General features: G+C 69.5%; 23 protein-coding genes. 15 read left to right on the top strand and 8 right to left on the bottom strand.

The annotated features are described in order from the left end of the window. The first annotated feature begins 17 nt into the window (after window positions 1-17). Window positions 18-1,196, top strand: a complete 1,179-nt coding sequence (locus tag HZS54_RS14240; RefSeq protein ID WP_179917780.1) for a DR2241 family protein — start codon at window positions 18-20, stop codon at window positions 1,194-1,196. A gap of 21 nt (window positions 1,197-1,217) precedes the next feature. Here the strand turns inward: HZS54_RS14240 and HZS54_RS14245 are convergent, their stop codons facing one another. From HZS54_RS14245 to HZS54_RS14260, 4 genes are all read right to left on the bottom strand, one after another. Continuing rightward, window positions 1,218-1,796, bottom strand: coding sequence for a DUF7524 family protein (locus HZS54_RS14245; RefSeq protein ID WP_179917781.1), 579 nt, complete (start codon window positions 1,794-1,796; stop codon window positions 1,218-1,220). Window positions 1,797-1,845: 49 nt separating this feature from the next. After that, entirely contained in the window at window positions 1,846-2,040 is a 195-nt protein-coding gene (locus tag HZS54_RS14250) for a methytransferase partner Trm112 (RefSeq protein WP_179917782.1), read from the bottom strand. Between the two features lie 100 nt (window positions 2,041-2,140). Further along, complete coding sequence (locus HZS54_RS14255) at window positions 2,141-3,250, bottom strand: glutamate-cysteine ligase family protein (protein ID WP_179917783.1); 1,110 nt, start codon at window positions 3,248-3,250, stop codon at window positions 2,141-2,143. A gap of 223 nt (window positions 3,251-3,473) precedes the next feature. After that, complete coding sequence (locus HZS54_RS14260; RefSeq protein ID WP_179917784.1) at window positions 3,474-4,859, bottom strand: adenylosuccinate synthase; 1,386 nt, start codon at window positions 4,857-4,859, stop codon at window positions 3,474-3,476. 318 nt (window positions 4,860-5,177) lie between these two features. On the opposite strand from HZS54_RS14260, the gene HZS54_RS14265 reads away from it, so the two are divergent. Continuing rightward, complete coding sequence (locus tag HZS54_RS14265; RefSeq protein ID WP_123533187.1) at window positions 5,178-5,483, top strand: hypothetical protein; 306 nt, start codon at window positions 5,178-5,180, stop codon at window positions 5,481-5,483. Between the two features lie 42 nt (window positions 5,484-5,525). Here the strand turns inward: HZS54_RS14265 and HZS54_RS14270 are convergent, their stop codons facing one another. Continuing rightward, complete coding sequence (locus HZS54_RS14270; RefSeq protein ID WP_179917785.1) at window positions 5,526-8,483, bottom strand: DUF7527 domain-containing protein; 2,958 nt, start codon at window positions 8,481-8,483, stop codon at window positions 5,526-5,528. A gap of 220 nt (window positions 8,484-8,703) precedes the next feature. Between HZS54_RS14270 and HZS54_RS14275 the strand changes: the two genes are divergently transcribed. The 10 genes from HZS54_RS14275 (at window position 8,704) to HZS54_RS14320 (ending at window position 18,660) form a co-directional block, all read left to right on the top strand. Further along, entirely contained in the window at window positions 8,704-9,111 is a 408-nt protein-coding gene (locus HZS54_RS14275; protein ID WP_179917786.1) for a DUF7541 family protein, read from the top strand. Between the two features lie 144 nt (window positions 9,112-9,255). After that, entirely contained in the window at window positions 9,256-9,501 is a 246-nt protein-coding gene (locus HZS54_RS14280; protein WP_179917787.1) for a DUF6684 family protein, read from the top strand. 244 nt (window positions 9,502-9,745) lie between these two features. Then, window positions 9,746-11,545, top strand: coding sequence for a cbb3-type cytochrome c oxidase subunit I (locus tag HZS54_RS14285; protein ID WP_179917788.1), 1,800 nt, complete (start codon window positions 9,746-9,748; stop codon window positions 11,543-11,545). A gap of 336 nt (window positions 11,546-11,881) precedes the next feature. Then, the gene (locus HZS54_RS14290) at window positions 11,882-12,166 is read left to right on the top strand and encodes a DUF7520 family protein (protein ID WP_179917789.1); all 285 of its coding nucleotides are present in this window, start codon (window positions 11,882-11,884) and stop codon (window positions 12,164-12,166) included. Between the two features lie 266 nt (window positions 12,167-12,432). Beyond that, window positions 12,433-12,702: an NADH-quinone oxidoreductase subunit J gene (locus HZS54_RS14295; protein WP_179917790.1), complete on the top strand. Its 270-nt coding sequence runs from the start codon at window positions 12,433-12,435 to the stop codon at window positions 12,700-12,702. Then, a complete protein-coding gene (locus tag HZS54_RS14300; protein WP_179917791.1) occupies window positions 12,699-13,103 on the top strand; it encodes a hypothetical protein in 405 nt (134 codons plus the stop codon). The genes HZS54_RS14295 and HZS54_RS14300 overlap by 4 nt, the downstream gene beginning before the upstream one ends. Then, window positions 13,103-13,408, top strand: a complete 306-nt coding sequence (gene nuoK, locus HZS54_RS14305) for an NADH-quinone oxidoreductase subunit NuoK (protein WP_179917792.1) — start codon at window positions 13,103-13,105, stop codon at window positions 13,406-13,408. Before HZS54_RS14300 ends, nuoK begins: the two co-directional genes overlap by 1 nt. A gap of 1 nt (window position 13,409) precedes the next feature. After that, window positions 13,410-15,515, top strand: coding sequence for an NADH-quinone oxidoreductase subunit L (gene nuoL, locus HZS54_RS14310; RefSeq protein ID WP_179917793.1), 2,106 nt, complete (start codon window positions 13,410-13,412; stop codon window positions 15,513-15,515). After that, window positions 15,515-17,131, top strand: a complete 1,617-nt coding sequence (locus tag HZS54_RS14315; protein ID WP_179917794.1) for a complex I subunit 4 family protein — start codon at window positions 15,515-15,517, stop codon at window positions 17,129-17,131. The genes nuoL and HZS54_RS14315 overlap by 1 nt, the downstream gene beginning before the upstream one ends. 20 nt (window positions 17,132-17,151) lie before the next feature. Beyond that, complete coding sequence (locus HZS54_RS14320) at window positions 17,152-18,660, top strand: NADH-quinone oxidoreductase subunit N (RefSeq protein WP_179923024.1); 1,509 nt, start codon at window positions 17,152-17,154, stop codon at window positions 18,658-18,660. 87 nt (window positions 18,661-18,747) lie between these two features. Here HZS54_RS14320 and HZS54_RS14325 read toward each other — a convergent pair whose 3' ends face one another. After that, a complete protein-coding gene (locus HZS54_RS14325; RefSeq protein ID WP_179917795.1) occupies window positions 18,748-19,383 on the bottom strand; it encodes a hypothetical protein in 636 nt (211 codons plus the stop codon). 50 nt (window positions 19,384-19,433) lie between these two features. Further along, a complete protein-coding gene (locus tag HZS54_RS14330) occupies window positions 19,434-19,907 on the bottom strand; it encodes a redoxin domain-containing protein (protein ID WP_179917796.1) in 474 nt (157 codons plus the stop codon). A 141-nt stretch (window positions 19,908-20,048) separates the two neighbouring features. On the opposite strand from HZS54_RS14330, the gene HZS54_RS14335 reads away from it, so the two are divergent. Both HZS54_RS14335 and HZS54_RS14340 read left to right on the top strand, forming a co-directional pair. Next, complete coding sequence (locus HZS54_RS14335; protein ID WP_179917797.1) at window positions 20,049-20,996, top strand: mechanosensitive ion channel family protein; 948 nt, start codon at window positions 20,049-20,051, stop codon at window positions 20,994-20,996. Between the two features lie 69 nt (window positions 20,997-21,065). Then, on the top strand, window positions 21,066-21,656 hold the full coding sequence (locus HZS54_RS14340; RefSeq protein WP_179917798.1) for an NUDIX hydrolase: 591 nt from the start codon (window positions 21,066-21,068) through the stop codon (window positions 21,654-21,656). A gap of 24 nt (window positions 21,657-21,680) precedes the next feature. Here the strand turns inward: HZS54_RS14340 and HZS54_RS14345 are convergent, their stop codons facing one another. After that, the gene (locus HZS54_RS14345; protein WP_179917799.1) at window positions 21,681-23,054 is read right to left on the bottom strand and encodes a cytochrome P450; all 1,374 of its coding nucleotides are present in this window, start codon (window positions 23,052-23,054) and stop codon (window positions 21,681-21,683) included. Window positions 23,055-23,684: 630 nt separating this feature from the next. Here HZS54_RS14345 and HZS54_RS14350 point away from each other — a divergent pair. Further along, complete coding sequence (locus HZS54_RS14350; protein WP_179917800.1) at window positions 23,685-24,374, top strand: O-methyltransferase; 690 nt, start codon at window positions 23,685-23,687, stop codon at window positions 24,372-24,374. The last annotated feature ends 121 nt before the right edge of the window (window positions 24,375-24,495 follow it).

Below are 24,495 nucleotides of genomic sequence, written 5' to 3' on the forward strand. Positions count from 1 at the left end.
GGTCCCTCGCTTCGGGTATGAACGCGCAGGTGGACCCGGCGCAGGTGACGGCGGTCGCCGAGGCCGCCGCGGACGGTATCGAGTTCGACGGGTTCGCGGCCGAGACCGAGGGCGAGGGGTACGTCCTCGCCACCGACGAGGGGTCGAAGCGAGTCGTCCACGGCGACGACCTGAGCGACGCCGCGGCCGACTACGCCGCCCACGTCACCAACTGGTACTTCTGGCACGCCGAGGCGCCCCAGGCCGACGAGCGGTGGGCCTTCCTCCGCTGGCTCGAACGCGCCGACGACGTGCGCGTCCCCGACCGCTACGACGCGCTGGCGGCCGGCGTCACCCGCGAGTGGGGCCAGCTCCGGATCACCGCGACCGCCGACGAGACCGGGAGTCGCCGCTACGACCTCCGCCACGTCGACGACGCCGACGCCGATCCCGACGACCTCGACGACCACGACGACCCGATGGACGCCCGGGAGATCACCAAACGCGACGACCGCGGCCGCTACCGGCCGCTCAAGACCGCGCCGACGCTGCGGACCGGGTGGCGCTTCTCCGACCTGGGACCGGCCGACCTGGTCACCGCCGTCGAGTACGTCTACCCGGCGACGGTCGCCAACTGGCACCGCGAACGGGAGGGCGACCTCGACGTCTCCCACTGGCGGGACACCATCGACCGCCAGAGCGGCATCTACGGCGTCGTCCGGACCTGGGACCGCGGCGAGGGCTACGAACACGTCAACTGGGTCGCCGAGGCCTGCTGCGACGACTCGCAGTGTCTGAAACGGCGGGAGTGGCAGTACGACGAGGAGACCGACCTCGACGTCGACGGCGGCGACGGCGAGTTCCCCTGCCGCGAGCCCTGCTCGGTCGTCATCTCCGCGGCCCGCCGCTGGACGAAGTTGGAGGGCGAGGAGTCCCGGACCTACGAGTTCGAACTCACTCCCAGCGAGAAGGAACAGGTCGAGGCCATCGTCGACGCCGTCGCCGACGGGCGGACCGACGAGATCCGCGAGGCCGACGTGAAAGACGACGCCAACCGCTATCGCGCGCGATTCCTGCGCGCCAAGCGCTTCGACGACGAGGGGAACCTCTCGGGTGTCCCGACCGAGCCAGCGGAGGACGGCGACGGCGCCGACGGAGCGGACGCCGACGAGTCGTCGGCCGACGAGGCGGAGGAAGACGAGGAAGCGAGCGAGTAGACGCGGGCCGGGCGGTTCGAACTACTCCCCGGCGAGCGCGATGTAGACGGCGGCGAGGACGCCGACCAGCACCGCGAGCGCGCCGGCGACGACGACGATTTCGTCCACGAGCAGGGCCACGGCCGCAGCGACGCCCAGCGCGACGACGCCGAGCGCGAGGACGACCAGCTGCGGGCTGGCGGCGAGGGCGGCGCCCGCGGCGCCGTCGCCGCCGTCGTCGGGCTCGCGGGGCTGGGGTTCCGAGAGGGACTCGTCGACCTCGACGGTGGACTCCTCCTCGTCGGGTTCGGTGATCCGGACGGTGACGTAGCGGGTCTCGGCGCCGTAGGCGGAGGCGATCTTCAGCGTCCCGGTGGCCTCGCCCGCGCCGCCGACGCTGACGTGGACCGTCCGCTGGCTCTCGCCGTCGACGAAGTGGTTGCTGGCCTCGACCGACGCGATCTCGGAGAGGTCGTCGTCGAGGTGGAGGTGGACGTGGACCGAGCCGCCGTGGTTGACCACGCCGATGTCGAACGACCCGTCCGTCTCGAAGGCGTCGGGCACCTCCACCGCGTGGAGCGAGTCCCGGTTGACGTGGACGGGCAGCGTATCCCCTGGCACGTCACTCAGTCGGCGCGGCCGATAGAAAAAGGTTCAGGGCCGTACGCGCTCAGGCCGGCGCCTCGTCGCGCATGTCCGGCGGCAGCAGGTTCGGGATACCGTCCTCGATGGGGTAGACCTCGCCGCACTCGGTGCAGGTGAGCGTGCCCGTGACGATCTCGCCGTCCTCGCGCTCGGTCGCGTCGAGTTCGAGGTCGTGTTTGTCCAGCGGACAGCAGACGATGTCCAGCAGGTCCTCTTTCATGCACGTCTCTCCGGAACGGGAGCAAAAAAGCGTGCCGGACGGCCGGGGAGCCGGGACGCGCGGCGAAGGCCGCTCCGCGGGCGGCGCCCCTCGTACCCGGTCAGTCACCGGTGAGCGGTCCGACCCGGCGAACGTCGGCCGCGAGCCGGTCGGCGTGTTCCAGCCTGATGTCGCGGGCCGCGTCGGGCGAGACCGTCGCTCGGCCGTCGATCTCGTGGGCCACCGGGTCGTAGGCGGACACCTCGAACCCCATCCGGTCGAGGTACGCCCGGACCGACGCCGAGTCCAGCCCGTCGCGGATCGCGTCGTTGACGTAGCCGATGACGGCGTCGAACTCCGGCAGGACGATCTCGTCGCGACCGATCCGGCCGCGGTCGCCCTCGACCCGCACCTCGACGTCGTCGAGGCGGCCGACGAGCGCGGCGAGCCGGTCGGCGAGGCGGACCGCGTCGCTGGGGAGGGCGGTGTCGGGCGAGCGCCACTCGACGGTCGAGAACGCCTCGCGGAACTGGACGGGCGTCCAGACGGCGCTCTCGGGGTCGAAGTGCCGGGCGACCGCGCGGCGCTCGACGCCCGCGTCGATGGCCGCCGTCTCGAAGTCCTCGTAGCGCCGCTCCAGGCGCCGGGTGTACTCCTCGCGGTCGTCGACGTACGGCCACAGCCGGCCCTGGTGGGGCAGGTCGTCGTAGGCCATCCAGCGGTAGAGCTTCGAGCGGGCGCCCGCGGCGAGGCGCTGGCCCCGGAAGTACGGCGAGGAGTTGACCAGCGCCAGCGCCGGGTCGAGCGCGACGAAGGCGTTGTGCTGGTCGACCGCGACCCCCGGCTGCTGCTCGACGTGGACGTGCGTCCCCGCGCAGTGGCGGACGTACTCGAAGTCCGACCCGACGACCTCGTTCTGGACGCGCGTCCGCTCGCCGGGGATCTCCGCGATCTCCTCGGCGTGGACCGGCGTCGCCAGCGGGACGAGCCCCTTGCCGACCTCGTCGGCGCGGTCGAGGACCGCGGTCACGCGGTCGCGGAGCTCGTCGCGCAGTTCTGCCGTCGTCTCGCAGGGTGTCGTCTTGATCTCCAGCAGCGGCTCGACGAACTCGCGCTCGGCGCCCGGTGTCGCGTCGACGAGCGACCCCGGCGTCGTCAGCCGCCCCCTCTCGTCTATCACCCAGTACTCGACCTCGACGCTCCGCCGTATCGGTGAGTCGTGTGCTGACACTGTGTTCCCGTGTGACTCCGACCGCGGCCCACCACTGCCCAGCCGTTCGATACTCCGGCGTCCGGTACTCGGGCGTGACTTCGCGTGCCTTTGCTACACACACACACGCCGTCGCGGCGGGACAAGTAGCTTTCGCGAGGTGGAAAATATTGCACGGGTCCGCCCGCCGCTGTCGGGCGGTGGGCGTCGGGCCGCGAGCCGGCAGGTGCCGGCCGGACCGCGTTCAGAAGGGGTTCTCGCGGACGACCGTCTCCGACCGGCCGGGGCCGACGCCGACGGCGTACACATCGGCGTCGAGTTCGTCTTCGAGGTACTCCAGGTAGGTCTTCGCGTTCTCGGGTAGCGCGTCGTAGCCCTCGGCGGCGATTTCGGCCCAGTCACAGTCGGGCCAGCCGTCGAACGCGCGGAACTCGGCCTCGCAGTCGGCCCATCGCTCCGTGGTCGGGGGCATGGTGTCGAGCTCCTCGCCGTCCAGCCGGTAGGTGTGGCCGACCTTCACCTCGTCGAGCCCGGCGAGGGTGTCGACGTGGTTGACGGCCAGGCCGGTGAAGCCGTTGACGCGGGCGGCGTGGCGCAACATCGGCACGTCGAGCCAGCCGACCCGCCGCGGGCGGCCGGTGACGGTGCCGAACTCGTGGCCTTCCTCGCGTATGTACGCGGCCAGTTCCTCGCGCTCGGTCTCGGGGTTGTCGGGGTCGCCGTCGTAGCCCGGCGTGTCACCGGGGACGCCGCCGAGTTCGGTCGGCATCGGGCCGCTGCCGACCCGGGAGAGGTAGGCCTTGACGATGCCGACGACCTCACCGTCGCCGACGACGCCCGGGGCGACCCCGGAGCCGACGGCCGCGCCGCCCGCGGTCGGGTTCGAGGAGGTGACGAACGGGTAGTTGCCGTGGTCGATGTCGAGGATCGTCCCCTGCGCGCCCTCGAACATGACGTTGTCCCCGGCGGTCAGCCGGTCGGCGAGGAAGTCGCCGGCGTTGACGGTCATGTCCTCCTCGGCGAGGCGCTCGCCGTAGCCGGCGAACTCGTCGTACAGCGCTTCGAGGTCGAGCGCGTCGGAGTCGTCGAGGTCGTCGACGTCGAGGCCGTACACGTCCTCGACGAGCGCGCGCTTCTGCGGGACGGCGTACTCCAGGCGCTCGCGGAGCACGCTCTGGTCGAGCAGATCGCCGACGCGGACGCCGCGGCGACCGGCCTTGTCCTCGTAGGTCGGGCCGATGCCGCGACCGGTGGTGCCGATCTCGTCGTCGTCCTCGCTCTTGACTTCCTCCTCGATGCCGTCGAGGAGGCGGTGGTACGGCAGGATGACGTGGGCGCGTTCGGCGACGCGCACGTCGGGGTCGAGACCGCGCTCGCGGAGGGCGTCGAGTTCGTCGAACAGCGTTCGGGGGTTGACGACGCAGCCGTTGCCGAGCACGTTGACCTTGCCGCGGATCGCGCCGCTCGGCACGAGCGAGAGCTTGTACTCCTCGCCCTCGTGGACGACGGTGTGGCCGGCGTTGTCGCCGCCCTGGTAGCGAACGACGACGTCGGCCTCGGCGCCGTACACGTCGACGATGCCACCCTTCCCCTCGTCGCCGAGCTGCGAACCGACGATGGTGACGGTCATACACCCGAGATTCCGTGGGCCGGTGTAAACAGATTACGGTCCGGCGCTCGCCCGTCCGCCAGGGCCGAGGACTCCGAACGCGCGTCCCCGACGCGCCCCCACCCGACGCGCCCCCACCCGGCGGGCTCCCGACCTCGCGCCGGTGGTCGACCGCCCCGGTGACCGGAATCGTTAACTGGTACCACGGGAAACTCTGAAACTGATAGCCGCTCGCACGGGCGCTCGACAATAACGCGGCACCCGAAGCCGGTCCGCCCTCCTTCGATTCCCGGTCCGACAGCAACCTTTAAAACCCTCAAACACAAGTTAACAATTGCCATGATAGACAGACTTGAGAAGGAAGTAGACATGCTGGAGCGTCATCTGCAGGTTCTGCGGATGGTGATCCAGAACGAGCCGATCGGGATCGTGAAGATGTCCAACGAGACGGGCTACCCCCACCACAAGGTTCGCTACTCGCTGCGCGTCCTCGAGGAGGAGAACCTCATCGAGCCGTCGAGCCAGGGCGCCATCACGACCGAGCAGACAGGCGAGTTCGTCGAGGACCTGGACGGCAAGATCGACCACATCATCGAGAAGCTCGAAGGCATGAAGATCGAGGAAGCGGCCGAAGTCGAGAACTGATTCTTTCGGGTCGTCGTCGAGGACTGAATTTTCGGGACCGCTCTACAGTTCGGGAACGGCCAGGTGGAACTTCTCCTCTCGCGCCTCGACGAGACAGAGGTGATACCCCTGTTTGCGGGTCAACTTCACGAAGCTCTCGCGCTTGTCGCGGCTGAGCAGTCCGCCGCTGGTCGCGTCGGCGGCCGTCTCCAGCGCCTCCGGCTCGAAGAAACTCGACGTGACGAGGAACGAAGCGCCGAGCGACTCCGTCGACTCGCCGACGTGCGAGGACGCGGTGACGAGCGCGGACATCATGCTCTCGCTGGCGGCCTGCCGGGAGTCGTTCATGTTCGCGGTCAGCAGAGCGTTGCCCATCCGGTCGCGCATGACCACGTCGAACGACTCCTGACTCCGGCGCTCCTGGCCGTCCTCGGTGTACTCGGTGGTGACCGAGCCGTTGAGTTCGGCGCGGTCGATCTTCGGGATCGCGTCGTACAGGTCCTGTAGCGCCGACACCTTTCCGGTGTCGCGGATCTCGTAGAGCAGGTCGTTGATCACCCAGGTGACGAAGCGGAACTGCATCGTGTCGCGGAGGAACTCGTCGAACGGGCGGCCGCCGACCGACGCCGTCGCGCTGTCGAACTGGGTGTGGTACTCCAGCCCGAGGTTCTCGCCGACCTCCTGGCGGCTCGCCTCGCCGGCGTGGGCCGTCTCCAGCGTCGGCTTGCCCTTCGACTCGTAGCGAACGAAGAGGTTCGTCTGGTCGAGCGCCTCGCCCGGGCTGAGCCGCTGTTCGGCGTCGACCGCCGCGCCGAACTCCTCCTTGATGTCGGCCAGCTGGGTCTCCAGCCGCTCGACCTCGGACTGCAGGTCCGAGACCTCCGACTCCAGCCCGTCGCGCTCGCGCTCCAGTTCGTCGCGTTCGGACTCGACGCGCTCGACGCGGGACTGCAGGTCGTCGCGCTCGGCGCGCACATCCTCCAGCTGCGAGCGCAGGTCGTCGCGCTCGGACTCGGCCGCGGCCAGGTCCGCCTCCAGGCGGTCGATCTCGCTCTCGCGCTCGGCGAGCTCGTCTTCGAGGTCGGCCACCCGTTCGTCGGCCCGGCCGGGGTCGGGCTCGTTCGCCCGCGACTCGGCCGGCGCCGCCTCCGTCGTCCGCGGTTCGGCCGGCGCGGACTCCGACCGGGTCTCCGGCGAGCCCGTCGCGGCCCCCTGGTTCCGACCCTCGGCACGACCGCTCCCCCGGTCGTCGGGGTCGCGAGCGGACGGAGCGGGCCCGTCCGCGCGGTCCTCTATCGCCGACGCCGCGGCGGCCTCCGGCGAGCCGTCCGACGGCGCCGCTCCCGCGGCGCCCCCGTCGTCGGATTCGCGCGTCGTCGTCCGCGAGGGGTCGAGCGACGGGATCGAGTGGGTCTCCAGCTGGTCGGGACTACTGGCGGCCCCCGCCGAGCCGCCGGCATCGGCGCTCCGGCCGGCCGCGCGCGACTCCTCCGCGCGACCGCCCGAGTCGGCCGACCGGTTCGGTGAGTCCGCCGCGCCGCCGCCCCGGTCGCGAACGCGGTCCCGACTGGACTCGCTCGACCGCGCGTCGCCGGTCCGCGCCTCCGTCGAGTCGCGCTGCCGGCGGTCCGGCGACTCCGCGCGGCCGGAACTCGCCCCGGCCCCGCGGTCCGCCGCGGCGTCCGGGTCACGGTTCGCACGACCGCCCGACTCGCGGTCCGGTTCGCGGTCCGTCCGCGCGTCGGCGCTCCGCGAGGCCGAGTCCCGTTCCGGGGCACGGCCGTCGCCGGCGTCGTTTCGATCCTCCGTCCGGTCGGCCCGATCCCGCCGTTCATCGGAGCGGCCGGCCCGCTCTCGCCGGTCGGCCTCCCGGTCGGACGAGGAACGTCCCTCCTCCTCCCGGTCGGCCGCGCGTCCGCCGGTCCCGCCCGCGCGGTCCGCGTCGGTCGCTCCCGAGCGCCCGCTCTCGCGTGCGCGGTCGGAGTCTGACGAGCCTCCCGTTCGGTCCCGGTCGTCGGACCGTCCGGTCCGGTCCCGCCGGTCGGTCGGCTCGCTTCGGTCCGCCGACCCCTCGGCGGGTTCGCCCCCCGTGTCGGTCGCCGCGGCGTCGACGCCCGCGTCCCCGTCGGCTCCGGCCGCGTTCGCGGCGCCACCGTCGGGCTCGTCGTCCGTCACGCCGTCCGTGTCTCGGGTGCGCTTGTCGCCCGTTTCCGGGGTGTCCGCCGTCGCTTCTTCCGAAGCCGGTTCGGGGTCGGCCGAACCGGGTTCCGCGGTCGGCTCCGCGTCGACGGGGTCGGTCTCGGCGGGGTCCGTCTCCGCGGCTGGCGCCGAGTCGCTCGGTTCCGCTCCCGTCGCCGGCTCCTCGGAACCGGCGTCGTCGACATCGTCGGTTTCGGGTTCGTCGGCCGCGGCCGCGCCTCCCGGAGCGGCGCCCCCCGCGGCGGCCGTGTCGGCGCCGCCCGCTGCGTCGTCGCCGTCGTCGACCTCGGGGATCTCGACGGGGTCGAGCTCCGCGGGGTGGACCGCGAAGATGCCGACCTCGTCGTCGGCGCGCTCGAAGGCCTCGTCGTCGGTGAGCAGCTGGCCGCTGTTGCCGACCCAGGCGACGGCCATCGAGCGGCCGCGGTGGTAGACGACGTAGTAGTCGCCGCTGAGGACGTTCTCCGAGAGTTCGATGAAGCCGGTGAACCCCCCGTCGGAGAGCGTGTCGTCGACCTCGGACAGCGGCGTGTCCTCCGAGTAGTACTTCCCCCGGACCTCCTCGGAGCGCTCCTGCATGAGCGCGAGCAGGGGGAGCGCGGGCGAGGGCGCCTCGTAGGCGGTCCCCGACGCCCCCTCGAAGTCGTCGATGTCGCCCCCGAGGATGCCGACCGCCGTCCCGTTGAGCATACAGAGCTTGGCGCCACCGACCTCCACGATGCCGGAGAAATCCGAATCGGCCAGGTCGTGCAGGCCGCGATAGCCGTCGCGGAACGGCGACGACTCCCACTCGTCGAACTGCTCCACAGCGCGCGTGGTCATTGTGTTGGACAAGCCCCATGCGGACCAAATACTTTGCGCCCACGGTCGACGCTCGACCCCCCGGCGCGACCGACCGCGTTCCCGGAGGCAGCGACCGGTGACCGACGACGGTCCCCGGGCCACCGACGACGACATCCCCGGGGCCGCCGGCCGACCATATTCGGGCAGGGGCGCGCGGGAGTTCGGTGTACCTATGACGGACCCGCCCCAACGCGGGGACATGGAAGAGCAACCGGGACTGTCGGACCAGTATCGGACGGCCAGTCCGTGGCCGCTCCTCGTGGCGGTGGGGTTCGCCCTGGCGGAGGTCGGCGTCTTCCTCGGCGTGTTCCCGCTCGCGGTCGGCGGGGTCCTCCTGCTCGGCGGGAGCGTCGCGGGCATCCTCGGCGAGTCGGGCTACGCCCGCCGCCCCTGGCGGACGCTCGCGCTGCTCGGAGCCGGGTTCGCGGCGCTCGGCGGCGTCCTCGTCGCGACGCAGGTCCCCGGCTCGTCCGTGAGCCTCCTCGAAGTCGTCACCGACCCCAACGGCGTCGTCGGCCGCGGGCTCGCTATCGCCGTCGCCGGCGTGATGCTCGTCGCCGCGGGCGTCGTCAGCCAGGCCGTCGGACGGACCCAGCAGGGCGTCTGAACGGGGCGTCCGACCGGTCCGACTCCCCGCCTCGCCGACCCGGCCGAACGAGCCGCCTATCCGGCCGAACGGATTCGCCGGCCAGTCGTGCGCTCGCCGGCGCGAACCGACAGTATATTTAGCCGCCTGACCGAACCCCGTGGTATGACAGAGAAGGTCTTCGACCGCGAGACGCTGCTTGACCTGACGGTCAACTTCATCCCGCTGGGTATCCTGATCTTCTTCATCGGTGCGTTCGCGCTGTTCCCCTCGTGGGGCGTCGACCCGCTGATCACGGGGCTGCAGTTCACCATCGTCGGCGGGACGGCGATCCTGCTGGTCATCCTGACGTACTACGCCGGCAAGGCCATCTCCTCCGCCGAGAACGAGATGGACGCCGGCCACGAGTGACGCCGGCGTAGGGCCGCTGCATCGCCCCGCCCGACCGTCGTCCGACCGTCCGCCGCTCCACCGTCGAACGACGGACCCTTCTCGCGCTCGAACACTCGCTCCGAACGACCGCGCTCACCCGTCGAGCCGTCCGGTTCGGTCGAGCCGGACGTTCACGGTTCTCCACGCGATACCCGGACACGCGAACGGGTTCGGCGGAAGGGTTTCCTAACCATTCATATGGCACCAGTCCCGAGGTCCCTGCATGGTATCAGCGCAGCTCACGCTGACGGTGTTGATGGGGGTTTTCCTCGTCGGCGTCGCGGCGTTTCTCTCACGGGTCGAGGACTGGCGCTCGTATACGCCGCTGGTGAGCGGCGGTGGCGGCGGCTACGGCGACGCCGGCGCCGCCGTCCACCGCGAGAAGCCGGCCGGTATCACCCGCTGGCTGACGACGGTCGACCACAAGGACATCGGCATCCTCTACGGCACCTACGCCGTCATCGCCTTCGCCGTCGGCGGCCTGATGGCGTTCGGTATCCGGGTGCAGCTCATCGCGCCGACCGGCGCGGTGTTCGAGAACGGCTTCTACAACGCCATCCTGACGAGTCACGGGATAACGATGCTGTTCCTGTTCGGGACGCCCATCATCGCGGCGTTCTCGAACTACTTCATCCCGCTACTCATCGGTGCCGACGACATGGCGTTCCCGCGGATCAACGCCATCGCCTTCTGGCTGCTCCCGCCCGGCGCGCTGCTGGTCTGGGGCGGCTTCTTCCTGCCGGACATGATGGGCGCCCAGACCGCCTGGACGATGTACACGCCGCTGTCGGCCGAACAGGCCAACCCCGGCGTCGACCTGATGCTGCTCGGCCTGCACCTGACCGGGGTCTCGGCCACGATGGGCGCCATCAACTTCATCGCGACCATCTTCACCGAGCGCGACGACGAGGTCAACTGGGCGAACCTCGACATCTTCTCGTGGACCATCCTCACCCAGTCGGCGCTCATCCTCTTCGCGTTCCCGCTGCTCGGTTCTGCCATCGTCATGCTGCTGCTCGACCGTAACCTCGCGACGACGTTCTACGCGGTCGAGGGCGGCGGCGCGATCCTCTGGCAACACCTGTTCTGGTTCTTCGGCCACCCCGAGGTGTACATCCTCGTCCTCCCGCCGATGGGGATCGTCAGCTACGTCATCCCGAAGTTCTCCGGCCGCAAACTGTTCGGCTTCAAGTTCGTCGTCTACTCGACGCTGGCCATCGGCGTCCTCTCCTTCGGCGTCTGGGCCCACCACATGTTCACGACGGGCATCGACCCGCGTCTCCGGGCCTCGTTCATGGCCGTCTCGCTCGCCATCGCGATACCCTCGGCGGTCAAGACGTTCAACTGGATCACGACGATGTGGAACGGTCGCATCCGGCTGACGACGCCGATGCTGTTCTGTATCGGCTTCGTCTCGAACTTCATCATCGGCGGCGTCACCGGCGTCTTCCTCGCGTCGGTCCCCGTCGACCAGATCCTCCACGACACCTACTACGTCGTCGGACACTTCCACTACATCGTGATGGGCGCAATCGCCTTCGCCGGGTTCGCGGGCATCTACTACTGGTTCCCCATCTTCACCGGTCGGATGTACCAGCGCACGCTCGGCAAGGCGCACTTCTGGCTGTCGATGATCGGGACCAACATCACGTTCTTCGCGATGCTGTTCCTGGGCTACCTCGGCATGCCCCGCCGGTACGCGACCTACGACTTCAACAGCGCCATCGCGCCGCTGGACATGGTGACGCTGATGCACCAGGCCGCCTCCGTCGGCGCCATCATCCTGCTGCTGGGCCAGATCATCTTCGTCTGGAACCTGCTGCAGTCCTGGCTGGAAGGCCCCAAGCTCGAGGACCCCGACCCGTGGGACCTCAAGGAGACCGACCAGCACGGCCGCGAGTTCCAGTGGCACGAGCGCCGCATCACCACGGCCCTCGCCGACGGCGGCGAGGAGGAGAAGGCCGTGACGGACGGCGGCGAACCCGTCGACGAGGACGGCTCGGACAGCACCGACGACGACTGACGCCGCGGCTTCGTTCGCTTTTTCGAACGGCACTCGATGCGCTACCCGATTTTCCTCGACGCTTCGAGTCACGTCGCCCGACGGCGACGACAGCACGGCCGCTGGCCGTCGAGAAATACTATCCCAGCGTGCGGGACCCGCGACGTGACCGGGTCGGCGCTTACCCGCCCATCACGAGGACGAACGTCGAGGCGCCCATCAGCAGCGCGATGGCGGTGAGGACGAACAGCAGGAGTTCCTTCTCCGAGAAGCCGGAGTCGTCGTCGAAGTCGCTCATACCCGAGCTAGCGGCCGCGATGTGAAAAGGCTAACCACCCGCGGTCCCAACCGCCGGTCGTGACAGCCAACACCGATCGACTGGCACTGGGCGACCGGGTCGCGGGCTCGCACGTCGTCCTGGCGGTGTACCTGGCCGTGCTGGGCGTCGCGGGCACGATGGGCGCCCTGCTGGGCTACGTCAACCCGGAGGGCATGGACCCGACCCTGTTCTTCCTCGTCGACCTGCCGGCGTCGCCGCTCGGGATGGCGACGTTCGGCGTCGTCACCGTCGGCGCGGGGCTGGGCGTGCTGCTGCTGGCGGTCCGGTACGTCTCCCGGTACGACGAGAGCCGGATCGAATAACCCGGCGCGGGCCGGCGTGGTACGCCGCCCGAACCCGGTTCGGACGGGCGTTCGAGCGCGCGCGAGCGGCCCCGGTGCGCGGCTCGGACGACCGAACGGGGCCGAGAGCGGTGCGACCCGAACACGTCAGGCGTCGATGGGGGGCTCGACAGGGGCCGTCCGGGGGGTTTGCGTCGAATCGTTAACGGTTTCGGGCGCGTGAGCGGCCACGCGCGGGACGATACAGAAATCTTCAAAGGGCGTCCGGTAGGAGGTTCGAGACAACGATGGCATTGCTCGAGTCAATCGCGTTTGCGCTGTTCGCCATAGTCACACTGGGGAGCAGCCTGGGCGTCGTGTTAGTGCGCGACGTCTGGCACTCGGCGCTGATGCTCGGCGTCTCGCTGCTGTCGGTGGCAGTGTACTACGTCATGCTCCGCGCCGAGTTCATCGCCGCGATGCAGGTACTGGTGTACGTCGGTGGGGTGCTCATCCTCATCACGTTCGCCATCATGCTCACGGAGAAAGACACCCAGCCCGACGAGGTGGCGACATGACCTCCCGTCCGCGGCTGGCGACCGACGTGAACTACGTCAACGGGCTGGCCGCGCTGGCCCTGTTCGCCGTCATGGCGTACGTGTTCTTCACCGCGGAGCTGGGACAGCCCACCGGCTTCGCCGACGGCAGCATCGTCGCGAGCATCGGCTACGCGATGTTCAACATGGTCGACCAGGCCGCGATCCCCGCGGAGAGCTTCCTGGTCGCCTTCATCATCATCGCCCTGGTCCTCGACGCGGCGCTGGACGGGGCCGTGATGCTCGCCCGCCGCGAGGACGACGAGAGCGTCGTCACCGCGCTCACCGACGGCGGCCGTCGGATCCCTGGCCGGACGGGCGACGACGACCGCACCGACGAGGCGACCGGCGACCGGGCGACGACCGACGGAGGTGACGACTGATGGCGATCGCGACCCAGTACTACCTCCTGCTGTCGGCGGCGGTGTTCTGCATCGGCGTCTACGGCGTCCTGACGCGGCGCAACGCGCTGATATTCCTGATGTCCGTCGAGCTGATGCTCAACGCGGCGAACATCAACTTCGTCGCGTTCTCGTTCCACTACGGGAACCTCACGGGGCAGGTGTTCTCGCTGTTCGTGATGGCGCTGGCGGCCGCCGAGGTGGCGGTCGGTATCGGCATCATCCTCGTACTGTATCGCAACTTCGAGGGCGTCGACGTGACCAAAGCGGCTACGATGAGGTGGTAAGATGGCAGGTGCATTCGACTTCGTTCCCGCGATCGCAGCGCTCCCGTTCCTGGCGTTCGTCGTCTCCCTGTTCGCCGGGCAGTACATGCCGAAGCGCGGCGCCGAGGCCGGTATCCTCGCGACCGCCGGCTCGCTCGTCCTCTCGGTCTGGACGGCGCTGACCGTCGCCGGGGTCACCGGCACGGCGACGTACTACAACGAGAACCTCTACACGTGGGTCGCCGGCGTCGCCGACGGCGCGCTCACGTTGCGGTTCGGTATCCTGGTCGACCCGCTGACGGCGCTGATGCTCGTCATCGTCTCGCTCATCGCCCTGCTGGTCCACGTCTTCTCGCTGGGCTACATGAACGACGAGGGCGAGACCGGCCTCCCGCGGTACTACGCCGGACTCGGCCTGTTCACGGCGAGCATGCTCGCCTTCGTCTTCTCGAACAACATCCTGATGGCGTTCATGTTCTTCGAGCTGGTCGGGCTCTGTTCGTATCTCCTGATCGGCTTCTGGTTCCGCGAGGACGGCCCGCCGTCGGCCGCGAAGAAGGCGTTCCTGGTCACCCGCTTCGGTGACTACTTCTTCCTCGTCGGCGTGGTCGGCATCTTCGCCACGTTCGGCACGGGCCTGTTCGCGCCCGTCACCGAGGGCGGCACCGTGGTCGCCGAGAGCTTCCCGCAGATCGCCGAACAGGCCATCGAGGAGGGCGCCAGCGGGATCTACACCGCCGGCTACGGCGCCCAGACCTGGATGACCATCCTCGGGCTGCTCGTGCTCGGCGGCGTCGTCGGCAAGTCCGCGCAGTTCCCGCTGCACACGTGGCTGCCCGACGCGATGGAGGGCCCGACGCCGGTCTCCGCGCTCATCCACGCGGCGACGATGGTCGCGGCCGGCGTCTATCTGGTCGCCCGGATGTACGGCTTCTACCTGCTCTCGCCGACGGCGCTCGCGATCATCGCGCTGATCGGCGGGTTCACCGCCCTGTTCGCGGCGACGATGGGCGTCGTCAAGCAGGAACTCAAGCAGGTGCTCGCGTACTCGACCATCAGCCAGTACGGCTACATGATGCTCGCGCTGGGGTCCGGTGGGTACGTCGCCGCGGTCTTCCACCTGACCACCCACGCGATCTTCAAGGCGCTGCTGTTCCTCGGCGCCGGGTCGGTCATCATCGCGATGCACCACAACGAGAACATGTGGGACATGGGCGGGCTCAAAGAGAAGATGCCCGTCACCTACTGGACGTTCCTCTCGGGCTCGCTCGCGCTGGCGGGCATCGTGCCCTTCGCGGGCTTCTGGTCGAAAGACGAGGTGCTCTACGAGGCGCTCATCCACGGGTTCGGCAGCGATGGGATGCTCGGGCCGATGTATCTCCTCGCGTACGCGATGGGGCTGCTGGCCGTGTTCTTCACGGGCTTCTACACCTTCCGGATGGTCTACCTGACCTTCCACGGGGACGCCCGCTCGGACACGGCGCGTGACCCCGAGCCGGTGCGCTGGAACGTAAAGGGGCCGCTGGCCGTGCTCGGCATCGGCGCCGCGACGGCCGGGCTCATCAACATGAAGCCGATCGCGGTCCTGACCGACACGCACATCGACTTCCTCCACAAGTGGGTCCACGGCCCCGACGAGGGCGGCTGGCCGGCCGCGCTGTCGACGGACCTGGCCACCTACGAGACGCTGCTGCACGACGTGGCCCACGTCACGGCGAGCTACCCGCTCGGCGGCGAGGTGCCGACGCTGCTCGCCTCGGCGGCCGTCTCGCTGGGGCTGGCGATCGCGGGCGTGCTCTTCGCGCGCAGTCTCTACGGCGTCGACGAGCCGACGGAGCACACGGACAAGTTGGGAGGTGCGAAGACGCTGCTCATGCACAACTACTACCAGGACGAGTATCAGGTGTGGCTGGCACAGGGCGTGACGGTCCCGATCGCGCGGGCCGCGGACAAGTTCGACCAGGGCGTCGTCGACGGCGTCGTCAACGGCGTCAGTAGCGTGAGCCTCTTCACCGGCTCGCGCTTCCGACGCATCCAGTCGGGCGTCGTCTCGAACTACGCGGCGCTGATGACGCTGTCGCTCGCGCTGTTGCTGGTCGTCTTCGTCGTGCTCGGAGGTGGTGCCTGATGCCCGTCGCCGGACCCGTCGAAGCGCTGCTGGGCGCCACGCTGCTGGGCGCGCTGGTCGTCTTCCTCGCGCCCGACGAGTGGGCGGGCAAGCTCGCCGTCGCGGTGAGTCTCGTCCCCGTCGGCATCTCGCTGTGGATGTACTCGGCGTTCGACGGCGTCGGCAACGCGCTGATGGCCGACGGCGACATCGCCTTCGAGTCGACGGTCGGCTGGCTGAGCCTCGGTCGCTACGACCTGGCCTGGCACGTCGGCCTCGACGGCATCAGCCTGCCGCTGCTCGTGCTGGCGACCGTGCTGACGACGCTCGCGCTCGTCAGCTCGTGGACGCCCATCGACGAGCGCCAGTCGCAGTTCTACGGACTGATGCTGCTGATGGAAGCGAGTCTCATCGGCGTGTTCACCGCGCTGGACTTCCTGCTGTGGCTGGTGTTCTGGGAGGCCGTGCTCGTCCCGATGTACTTCCTCATCGGCGTCTGGGGCGGCCCGCGCCGGAAGTACGCCGCCATCAAGTTCTTCGTCTACACGAACGTGGCGACGCTGGTCATGTTCGTCGGCTTCATGGCGCTGGTGTTCGGGCTGGGCGACTCCATCTCGACGTTCGACATGCCCGCCATCGCGCAGGCGCTCCGCACCGAGGGCGCCCTCGGGAGCGTCGCCGGCATCGCGCCTGGGACGCTCCGGGTGGTCGCCTTCGCGCTGATGTTCGCCGGGTTCGCGGTGAAGGTGCCCGTCTTCCCCGTCCACACGTGGCTGCCGGACGCCCACGTCGAGGCGCCGACGCCGGTCTCCGTGATGCTGGCGGGCGTCCTCCTGAAGATGGGGACCTACGCCCTGCTGCGGTTCAACTTCACGATGCTGCAGGACATCGCGCTGGACTACGCGGCGATCATCGTCGCCTTCGGCGTCCTCAGCATCATCTACGGCGCGATGCTCGCGCTGGCACAGCAGGACCTCAAGCGCATCGTCGCCTACTCCTCCATCTCGTCGATGGGCTACGTCATCCTGGGTCTGGTCGCCTTTACCCCGCACGGGTTCGGCGGCGCGACCTTCCAGATGGTCGCCCACGGCCTCATCTCGGGGCTGATGTTCATGACGGTCGGCGTCATCTACAACGAGACCCACACCCGGATGGTGGGCGACATCTCCGGGATCGCAGACCGGATGCCCTGGACCGTCGGCATCCTCGTCGCGGCCGCCTTCGGCTACATGGGCCTGCCGCTGATGGCCGGCTTCGCCGCCGAGTACCTCATCTTCCAGGGCGCGTTCGCCTCGCCGTACATCCCCGCGGCGCCGCTGGTGACCGCCGCCGGCATGTTCGGCATCGTCATCGTCGCCGGCTACCTGCTGTGGGCGATGCAGCGGACGCTGTTCGGCGAGTACAGCCTCGCGACCGACTACGACGTGTCGCGCGCGCCCGTTCACGACGTGGCGCCGCTTGTCGTGCTGCTGGCGCTGGTCATCGCTCTGGGCGTCGACCCGGGCCTGGTGTACCAGATGATCCAGGAGGCCGTCAACCCGATCCTCCCGCCGGACCCGGCCACCCTCGCGGTCCCGTACGGGGCGGTCGGTGACGCTGCGAGCGCCCTGTTCCAGGGAGGTGTCGCGCCGTGGTAGTCGAGATAGCCGGCTTCACGATGGCCGACTGGGTCGCGCTCACGCCGGCGATCGCCCTCGGCGTCACCGCCATGCTGCTGTTCGTCGTGGACAGCATCGACCCCCAGCCGGGGACGAGTTCCAACGCCGTCCTCGCGGGCGTGTCGACGGTCGGCGCGCTCGCGTCGTTCCTCGTCGCCGGGTACTTCCTCGTGCTCGGGGTCGGGCAACCGCGCGGGACGGGCGCGATCGACCTGTACGGCGGCGCGCTGATCGTCGACGGGATGAGCCTGTTCTTCGTCGTCATCGTCGGCAGCGTGACCGCGCTGGTGACGCTGGCCAGCTACGACTACCTGGCCGGCGAGGAGTACCAGGCCGAGTACTACGGCCTGGTCATCATGGCCGCGACGGGCATGTCGCTGATGGCCTCGGCCAACAGCCTCGCGACGGTGTTCGTCAGCCTCGAACTCGCCAGCCTGCCGTCGTTCGCGCTGGTCGCGTTCCTCAAGAAGAATCGCGGCAGCGTCGAGGGCGGCCTGAAGTACTTCCTCGTCGGCGCGCTGTCGTCGTCCGTGCTCGCCTACGGGATCAGCCTCGTCTACGCCGCGACGGGGAGCCTCCAGCTCGACGCCGTCGCCGAGGCGCTGGCCGGCGGCTCCGCGATCCCGGCCGGGGTCCTCGGCGTCGGCGTCATCATGATGCTGCTCGGGTTCGCCTACAAGACCGCGAGCGTGCCGTTCCACTTCTGGGCGCCCGAGGCGTACGAGGGCGCGCCCGCGCCGGTGTCGGCGTTCCTCTCGTCGGCCTCGAAGGCCGCCGGGTTCGTCGTCGCCTTCCGCGTGTTCCTCACCGCGTTCCCCGAGGTCGGCGGGCTGGCCGGCGGCGACCCGATGGTCGACTGGGTCACCGCCGTCACCGTCCTCGCAGTCGTCACGATGACCGTCGGGAACTTCGCCGCCGCCACCCAGGAGAAGGTCAAGCGGATGCTCGCCTACTCCTCGGTCGGCCACGCCGGCTACGTCCTCATCGGACTGGCCGCGCTCACGCCCGGCGTCGACAACGGACTCGTCCTCGGCGCGAGCATGATGCACCTGCTCGTCTACGGGTTCATGAACACCGGCGCGTTCCTGTTCCTCGCGCTCACCGAGTACTGGGGCGTCGGCCGCACCTTCCAGGACTTCAACGGCCTCTCGAAGCAGGCGCCGCTGGCGTGTGCCGCGATGACCATCTTCCTGTTCAGTCTCGCCGGCCTGCCGGTCGGCGGCGGCTTCATCTCGAAGCTCTACCTGCTGCTGGGGACGGTCAACGGCGGCGCCTGGCTGCTGGCCGCCTCGCTCATCGTCAACAGCGCCCTGTCGCTGTACTACTACAGCCGGGTCGTCAAGGCGATGTGGATCGAGGAGCCCGACGGCGAGTTCGACCTGGGCGGCTACCCGAGTTCGCTGTACGCCGCCGTCGTCATCGCCGCGTTCGTCACGTTCGCGCTGCTGCCCGCGTTCGGCCTCCTCTCGCCGAGCGCCTTCGACGCCGCGTCCGTCCTGTTCGGCTGACCCGGCGCCGACGCTCGGTTTTTCTTCGAACTCCGCACAGAATTCCCGCTAGCGTTCGGATCGTGTCGGTCCGGAACGGTCGCGGACTCAGTCGGCGGTCACTTCGACCGCGTCGAAGTAGTGGGTCGCGTCGGACTCCCAGACGACGGCGACGCCCAGCGAGAGGTACAGCGCGTCGGGCGTCTCCGCGGGCTCCCAGTCGAAGGTGTACTCGCGCCACCCCTCGGAGAGGTGCAGCGGTTCGCGCAGGCCACCGTAGGGGGCGTCCGGGACCGCCGAGGAGTTGGCGCCGGGGTCGGGGAAGTCGCCCTCCTCGGTCGGCCGTTCGGGCCCGAGGGAGGCGACGACGTTCCGGAGGACGTTGAAGCTCTCCGACTCGCTCCAGGCCTCGAACGACACCGAGAACGTCGACGGGTCCTCGGGGGTCGGGAGTTCGGCGGTCACCCAGGCGACCCCGTCGTCGTGGTCGCCCTCGGTGACGACTTCGAGGCTCCACTCGCCCGCCGCGGCCTGCTCCTCCGAGAGCGAGATGTCCCACTCGAAGGCGTCCTGCGACTCCTCCGGGCCGATGTGACTGTGTCGGGTCCAGCGTTCGTCGCTCTCCTCGAACCCGTCGGCGAACAGCGGGTCGGTTCCCGGCGCGCCGGCACAGCCGGCGACGGCGGCACCGGTCAACAGCGCGCCGCTCCGAAGCACCGATCGACGTGAGAATCGGGTAGGCACCCGGGTACCTATTCGAAGCGACGTGATAACGGTTGGGTGCGTCGCCGCCGTCAGGCCGATTCGACGGCGTCGAGGACGGCGTCGTAGTCGGGTTCGTTGGTGGGGTCGTCGGCGACCCAGTCGAACACTACAGTTCCCTCGTCGTCGATCACGAAGACGGCGCGGTTGGCGTTGCCGTACAGGCCGAGGTCGGGGATGTCCATGGAGAGGCCGTAGGCCTCGATGGTGTCGCCGTCCATGTCGCTGACCAAGTCGAACTCGATGCCGTGCTCCTCGCGGAAGGCGCCCTGGGCGAACGGCGAGTCGGCGCTGACGCCGAACAGCGTCGCGCCCGCGTCCTCGAACTCGTCGAGTCGCTCCTGGAGGGCGACCATCTCGTTGGTACACGGCGGCGTGAACGCGCCGGGGAAGAAGGCGAGGACGACCGGCCCGTCGCCGAGGTGGTCGGCCAGGTCGAAGTCCTCGTGGTCGCTCGTGCCGAGCGTCGCGGTGAACGTGGGTGCGGATTCGCCTGTGGAAACCATCACCCGGTGGTTGGAGCGCCCGCCGGTTAAATCACCGACCGAACTGGTTTCCCGGTCGACGGCCGGGTCGGCCGTCCGCCCGTGAGAACTCCGCCGTCCACCCGTGGGTACTTAGTAGCGAGGCCGCGAGCGGACTGACAGATGCGACCGGTCGGGTATCTCTCGCTGGTCGGGGCGGCGGTCGCCGCGGTGGCGAGCCGGTTCGTGGCCGCTGCGGTCGAGGTCGACAGTGTCTGGGGCGTCTCGGCGGAGCGACTGGCCGTCACCGGGCTGCTCGCGGTCGCGGTCGTCCTCGCGACCTACGGCGCCTACCGCGTTGTCGGCGGCTGGCTCACCGAGCGGGCGGCGAGCAAGCGTCGCCGCCACGACCTGCGGAACGTCCTCCGGCTGGCCTTCGGGCTCGTCGGGGTCGTCGGACTGGCCGGCGTCGTCACCGAGCAGTGGCTCGGCGTCTTCTTCTCGCTGGGCGTCGTCGGGTTCGCCGTCACCTTCGCGCTGCAGCAGCCGCTGTTCTCGCTCATCGGCTGGGTGTACATCATGGTCAACCGGCCCTATCAGGTGGGCGACCGCGTCGCCATCGACGACTCGAAGGGCGACGTGGTGGAGGTGAACTTCCTCGTGACGACGCTGTGGGAGATAAACGGTGAGCTGGTCTCCTCGAACCAGCCGTCCGGGCGGACGATCACCGTCCCCAACTCCGTGGTGCTGTCCTCGCACGTCACGAACTTCACCCAGGAGGACTTCCCGTACGTCTGGAACGAGGTCGATATCGAGGTGGCCTACGAGACGGACCTGGCGTTCGCCCGGGAGACCATGATCCGGGTCGCGAACGACGTCGTCGGCGAGGAGATGGAGCGCAACGTCGAGCGCTACCGGAGACGCCTCGCGGAGACGCCGGTCGAACTCGAAGTGCAGTCCCGGCCGACGGTCAACGTCGAACAGGAGACCTCGTGGGTCAAGTTGAAGGTCAGGTACGTCGTCCACCCGCGCCGGGGCCAGCGGACGAAGAACGAACTGTACGAGCGGATCCTCGCCGAGTTCAACGAGCATCCCGACCGCGTGAAGTTCCCGGTGAGCCGCAACCGGTGAGGAGTCGGACGGCAGCCGGCGCGGTCACCGGACCGCAGTATTAGGTACGAGGCGGACACAGATCCGACCGTGCCGAACACGCCGCCCGACCACTGTCCGGACTGCGGGGGTCGCCTGGAGCCCGTCGACCCGCCGGCGGTCCAGCGCTGCGGCGACTGCGGCGAGTACGAGTTCTTCAACCCGATCCCGACCGCGCGCGTGGCGGTGCTCGACGGGACGAGTAGCGCGGACGAACCGAGCCGCGCGGACGAGACGAGCGTCCTCCTCGCGAAGGTCGACGTGCCCGACCGGGACCTGTGGGGGACGCCCGGCGGGATGGTCGAAGCGGGCGAGGACCCCGACGTTGCGGGGGCACGGGAACTCGATGAGGAGACGACGCTGACCGTCGACCCCGACGACCTCGCGCTGTTCGACGCGCGGACGTTCGTCAAGTTCGAGGCGACGCACAAGACCTGCCTGTGCTACGCCGTCGATTACGCCGACGTGAGCGGGACGCCCCGGGCGGACGACGAGGTGGCCGCGGCGCGCTTCTGGACGCCCGCCGAACTCGCGGCGGCCGACGGGCACCGGCTGCTGACCAGCTGGCCGGAGTCGTACAAGCGTCTGGAGTGGTGGGTCGAGGAGGGGCGGGCGGCGCTCGACCGCGCGGGCGCCGAGTAGCCGTCGCGGCTCGCTACGGTAGTGCTACCGTTCGACGAGTTCCATCTCCATCGTCTGCCGGGGGTGCATCGTCAGCGACGGCATGAGTTCCAGCGGCGTCTCCCCCTGGAAGTCGAGTTCGTACTCGGAGACGACGGTGGCGACGATGAGCTTCGCCTCCAGCAGCGAGAGGTGCTTGCCGATGCAGTGGCGGGGGCCGCCGCCGAACGGGAAGAAGGCGAACCGCGGGCGGTCGTCCCGGCGGTCGGGACCGAACCGTTCGGGGTCGAACGATTCGGGGTCGTCCCAGTAGCGGGCCGAGCGGTGGACGCCCCACTGCGGGAGCATCAGCGTCGACCCCGCGTCCACGCGGTAGCCGCCGAGTTCGACCGGTTCGGTCGGCTCGCGGAAGATGGTGAACACCGGCGGGTACAGCCGCATCGCCTCGTCGATTACCCAGTCGAGGTACTCGAACTCCCGGACGTGGTCCATGCTCGGCCGTTCGTTCCCGACCACTTCGTCCACCTCTTCCTGCACGCGGCGTTCGGCCTCGGGGTGTTCCGAGAGCAGGAACCACGTGTAGGTGAGCGTCAGCGCGGTGGTGTCGTGGCCGGCGAGCAGCATCGTCATCATCTCGTCGCGGAGCATTTCCGCGGACTGCTCGCCCCGGTCCTGTGCACGGAGGAGCACGGACAGGAAGTCCATCGGCGGGTTCTCGTCCTCCGCGGGAGCGTCGAGCACCGTCGAGACGCCGCGAACCCCATCGTCCCCTCGGCGCGCGGCGACGACATCGTCGAGCACCGAATCGAGTTCGGCGACCGCCGATTCGAACTCCTCGTCGCCGGGCATCGGCACCCAGTCGGGCATCGCGAACCTGAGCGGATCGGGCTCGAAGCGCCGCCCCAGCGGGTCGAGCTGGTCCTGGACGGTCCGGACCCGGGAGTCGGAGAGTTCGACGCCCATCATCAGGTCGAGGATGACGTTCAGCGTCACGCGGGCCATCGCCCCCTCGGCGTCGACGGTCTGGCCCGACTCCCAGCCGTCGACCATCGACTCGGCGTGGCCGGTGACGCGGTCGGCCATCCCCATCAGTCGCGACATCCGGAACGCCGGATTCGCGAGTTCGCGCTGGCGTTCCCAGGTCTCGCCCTCGCTCAACAGCAACCCGTCCCCGAGCAGGTCGCCCAGCGCGTCGTTCTGGAAGTCGGGCTTGCGGTAGGCGTCGGCCTCGGAGACGAGGATCCGCTCGATATCCGTCGGGTCGGTGACCATGTACGTCTCCATCGGTCCCATGTCGAAGCGGGCCACGTCGTCGTAGGTCTCCTCAAGCGCGGAGATGAACGAGAACGGGTCCCGGGCGTAGCGCCGGCTGCTCCCGAACAGCGGCTCGCCCTTCGGGCCCGGCGGGGTATCTGACATGTCCGAGGTTACGGTCGGATCGGTATGAATCTCTCGACGGTCGAGCTACGAGATATCTCCCGAGAAGACATCGATCCGACGGCCCCAGCCACCGCGAACCCAGCCACCGCGAACCCAGCCACCGCGAACCCAGCCACCGCGAACCCAGCCACCGCGAACCCAGCCACCGCGAACCCAGCCACCGCGAACAGCGTGAAAGCCCCCGCCGGCTCCGGTCGAGGGGTTCGCTGCGCTCCTCGGCCTCCGGCCTGCGGTGCTTGTTTCACCCGTCTTCCCGGAGCCGGCGGCCCCTTTCATTCCCGCCCGCACAGACTGTCCGGTCCAGCTACGCGGGCGGGAACGAAAGGGGCGACCCGTTCGGCGAACCCCGACGACGCAACCACTGGAGGGAGGAGCGACCGAAGCGCGCAGCGAGTCGCGGGAGCCGAACGGGTCGGGGCTTTCACGCTGTCGGCACTACGAGCGGGTCCGCGGTGCTGTCGGTTGGTACCTCATGAGGGGTCCCGCCGGTCACGGGTTCGATTCGGCGCCGCCGATTACGCGTCCATCACCACCGACCCCAGCCACCGATCCCGGAACGTCTGGCCGCGGCGGGGACGCTTTATCCGAGCGGCGGTCGAACCCCCGGCCATGGCCGACTACGAGATATCCGAGTTCCTGGAGTCGTACGCGACCGCACTGGGGCCCGAACCCGACGAGATCGTCGAGGAGATGGGCGAGCAGGCCCGCGAGGAGGGGTTCCCGTACGTGGGTCCGGCCGTCGGCGGGTGGCTGGCGATGCTGGCCCGGTTTTCCGACGCCGAACGGGTCTTCGAGTTCGGCTCGGGCTTCGGCTACTCGGCGTACTGGTTCGCTCGGGAACTGCCCGCCGACGGCGAGGTCGTCCTCACCGAGATCGACGAGGGCGAACTCGACCAGGCCCGCGAGTACCTCGACCGGGGCGGCCTCGCCGACCGGGCGGCGTTCGAACACGGCGACGCCATCGAGACCATCGAGGCGTACGAGGGCCCGTTCGACGTGGTGCTGATCGACTGCCAGAAGGAACGCTACGCCGAGGCGTTCGAGGCCGTCCGCGGGAAGGTCGCACCGGGTGGGATCGTCGCCGCCGACAACGCCGTCGCCGGCGGCTCGATCGACGCCGGCGACCTGCGCGCGTACTTTGAGGACGGCGGCGCCGAGGGCGACGCGGACCGCTCGGCGATGGACGGGATGACCGAGGGCATCGCGGACTACCTCGATGCGGTCGCCGCGGACGACGCCTTCGAGACGACGCTGTTGCCGCTCGGCGAGGGCGTGGCGGTCAGTCAACGCGAGCACTGACGGCGAGCCCGCAGCGGTGCGGCGCCGGGGTCGTCCGGCGTCGTCTCCCCGCCGAGTCTCGTTCGCGAAAATCGGGGGGGACCGCTTATGTGGGTCGGGTCGAAACGCCTGCCCACCTCGC

The sequence above is a fragment of the Halosimplex pelagicum genome, from assembly GCF_013415905.1.
Classification (GTDB): Archaea; Halobacteriota; Halobacteria; order Halobacteriales; family Haloarculaceae; genus Halosimplex; species Halosimplex pelagicum.

Bases quoted from the DNA above. Each gene is read 5' to 3' on its own strand.
- HZS54_RS14240 (WP_179917780.1), top strand. From the start codon at position 18: ATGAACGCGCAGGTGGACCCGGCGCAGGTGACGGCGGTCGCCGAGGCC.
- HZS54_RS14250 (WP_179917782.1), bottom strand. From the start codon at position 2,040: ATGAAAGAGGACCTGCTGGACATCGTCTGCTGTCCGCTGGACAAACAC.
- HZS54_RS14260 (WP_179917784.1), bottom strand. From the start codon at position 4,859: ATGACCGTCACCATCGTCGGTTCGCAGCTCGGCGACGAGGGGAAGGGT.
- HZS54_RS14265 (WP_123533187.1), top strand. From the start codon at position 5,178: ATGATAGACAGACTTGAGAAGGAAGTAGACATGCTGGAGCGTCATCTG.
- HZS54_RS14270 (WP_179917785.1), bottom strand. From the start codon at position 8,483: ATGACCACGCGCGCTGTGGAGCAGTTCGACGAGTGGGAGTCGTCGCCG.
- HZS54_RS14275 (WP_179917786.1), top strand. From the start codon at position 8,704: ATGGAAGAGCAACCGGGACTGTCGGACCAGTATCGGACGGCCAGTCCG.
- HZS54_RS14280 (WP_179917787.1), top strand. From the start codon at position 9,256: ATGACAGAGAAGGTCTTCGACCGCGAGACGCTGCTTGACCTGACGGTC.
- HZS54_RS14285 (WP_179917788.1), top strand. From the start codon at position 9,746: ATGGTATCAGCGCAGCTCACGCTGACGGTGTTGATGGGGGTTTTCCTC.
- HZS54_RS14295 (WP_179917790.1), top strand. From the start codon at position 12,433: ATGGCATTGCTCGAGTCAATCGCGTTTGCGCTGTTCGCCATAGTCACA.
- HZS54_RS14300 (WP_179917791.1), top strand. From the start codon at position 12,699: ATGACCTCCCGTCCGCGGCTGGCGACCGACGTGAACTACGTCAACGGG.
- nuoK (WP_179917792.1), top strand. From the start codon at position 13,103: ATGGCGATCGCGACCCAGTACTACCTCCTGCTGTCGGCGGCGGTGTTC.
- nuoL (WP_179917793.1), top strand. From the start codon at position 13,410: ATGGCAGGTGCATTCGACTTCGTTCCCGCGATCGCAGCGCTCCCGTTC.
- HZS54_RS14315 (WP_179917794.1), top strand. From the start codon at position 15,515: ATGCCCGTCGCCGGACCCGTCGAAGCGCTGCTGGGCGCCACGCTGCTG.
- HZS54_RS14320 (WP_179923024.1), top strand. From the start codon at position 17,152: ATGGCCGACTGGGTCGCGCTCACGCCGGCGATCGCCCTCGGCGTCACC.
- HZS54_RS14330 (WP_179917796.1), bottom strand. From the start codon at position 19,907: ATGGTTTCCACAGGCGAATCCGCACCCACGTTCACCGCGACGCTCGGC.
- HZS54_RS14335 (WP_179917797.1), top strand. From the start codon at position 20,049: ATGCGACCGGTCGGGTATCTCTCGCTGGTCGGGGCGGCGGTCGCCGCG.
- HZS54_RS14345 (WP_179917799.1), bottom strand. From the start codon at position 23,054: ATGTCAGATACCCCGCCGGGCCCGAAGGGCGAGCCGCTGTTCGGGAGC.
- HZS54_RS14350 (WP_179917800.1), top strand. From the start codon at position 23,685: ATGGCCGACTACGAGATATCCGAGTTCCTGGAGTCGTACGCGACCGCA.